This is a genomic window from Methylibium rhizosphaerae, assembly GCF_006386545.1.
Lineage (GTDB): Bacteria > Pseudomonadota > Gammaproteobacteria > Burkholderiales > Burkholderiaceae_C > Pseudorivibacter > Pseudorivibacter rhizosphaerae.
This window is the reverse complement of the sequence record NZ_SWAR01000125.1, coordinates 1-1,361: the sequence shown is the minus strand read 5'-3', so window position 1 is coordinate 1,361 and position 1,361 is coordinate 1. Positions and strand designations below refer to the sequence as shown.

The window sequence follows — 1,361 nt, the reverse complement described above, 5'->3', positions numbered from 1 at the left end:
GGCGGTGTGCTCACTGCACACAACGAGGCGGCAACGACGGCATGCGCCCCCAGGGACCCAAGCCCTGCGGGTGATCCCAGGAAACGGGCGCCCTCCGCGTTGCAAATGCTCAGCGGGGGAGTCACCCCGCTTCCGCTTTGCGCCTTGATGGCGCCCGTTTCCTGGGTCACGTGAGGCTCCAAATAGCGTTAACAGGCCCTAGCGAAGGCTCGACGGGCTGGCGCCGAGTTCGCGCCGCATCAGCCGCCGCAGCGTCGTGCTGTCGCGGTAGCCCACCTGCTCGGCCACCGCTTCGATCGGCGTGCGGGTGGTTTCGATCAGGTGCGCGGCCATCATCAGCCGGCGCCGCTGGATCAGCCGGATCGGCGACTGCCCGGTGGCCGCCTGCACCCGGCGTGCCAGCGTCTTCTCGCCCAGGCCCAGGTGCTGCGACAGCGCCCGCACCGACAGCGGCCCGCCCAGATGCCGGTCGATCCACTGCTCGGCCGCGGCCACCACCGGGTCATGATGCTGCGCATGCGTGGCCATCATGTAGCGCGCCTGGGACGGGCGGCGGTCGATCAGCAGGTAGCGCGCACACAGCTCGGCCACCCGTGCGCCGGCCAGGTCGCCAAGCACCGCAAGCATGAGATCGAGCTGGGCGAAGGCCGAGCCGGCCGACACCAGATGGCCGTCGCGCACCACCATGCTGCTCTCGTCGAGGTGTACGCCCGGGTAGCGTGTTCGAAAGCTGCCGGCGAGCCACCAGGTGGTGGTGGCGCGGCGCTGCTCCAGCAGCCCCGCCTCGGCCAGCAGGAAGACCGAAGCGCAAGAGGCGGCAATGCGCGTCTCGCCGGCGTGCAGCCGCCGCAGCAGTTCGGCTGCCCACACCGCATCCCGCTCGGCGAGGTGCGCGGCCAGGCGCTCGCCGTACTGGCCCATCGCCGGCACGATGGCCCAGGCCGGCATGTCGCCCCGTTCACGGCAGGCGCGGAAAGTGTCGTCGGTGGCGAGCGTGAGGCCGTGCGCGGTCTGCACCCGCCGGCGCGCGCCGAGCACGCGCCAGTCGAGCCGCAGCGGCGTCTTCGCCTGCGCCGCCACTGCCTGCGCGGCGCGCAGCAGGTCCAGCGTGATCGCCAGGCTCGAGTCCATCACGCCGTCGAGCACCAGGATCCAGACGGTTTTCATGGCGCTGATGATAGATGTCCGTTTCGGCCCGAAACCAGTCTTTTCCAGCACTGATGCAAAGTGCGGCCGCTCCCTAGTCCACTGCGTCAGTGAAATGGCACCCCCGCCGGGGCCGACAAGGGTGCAGGCGTAGGCGCGGTGCGCAGCCCAGGCTGGACGCCTGGGCAAGCGGCGCAACACCCGCATGCGCCCTT

The 1,361-nt window shown here is 70.7% G+C and carries 1 protein-coding gene; it reads right to left on the bottom strand.

Annotation, left to right across the window (positions count from 1 at the left end; genetic code table 11):
• Positions 1-198 precede the first annotated feature (198 nt).
• Positions 199-1,167 carry a GlxA family transcriptional regulator gene (locus E8D38_RS27720; RefSeq protein ID WP_140637496.1) on the bottom strand — a complete coding sequence of 323 codons (969 nt, stop codon included), beginning with the start codon at positions 1,165-1,167 and terminating at the stop codon, positions 199-201.
• Positions 1,168-1,361: the final 194 nt, after the last annotated feature.

Bases quoted from the DNA above. Each gene is read 5' to 3' on its own strand.
- E8D38_RS27720 (WP_140637496.1), bottom strand. From the start codon at position 1,167: ATGAAAACCGTCTGGATCCTGGTGCTCGACGGCGTGATGGACTCGAGC.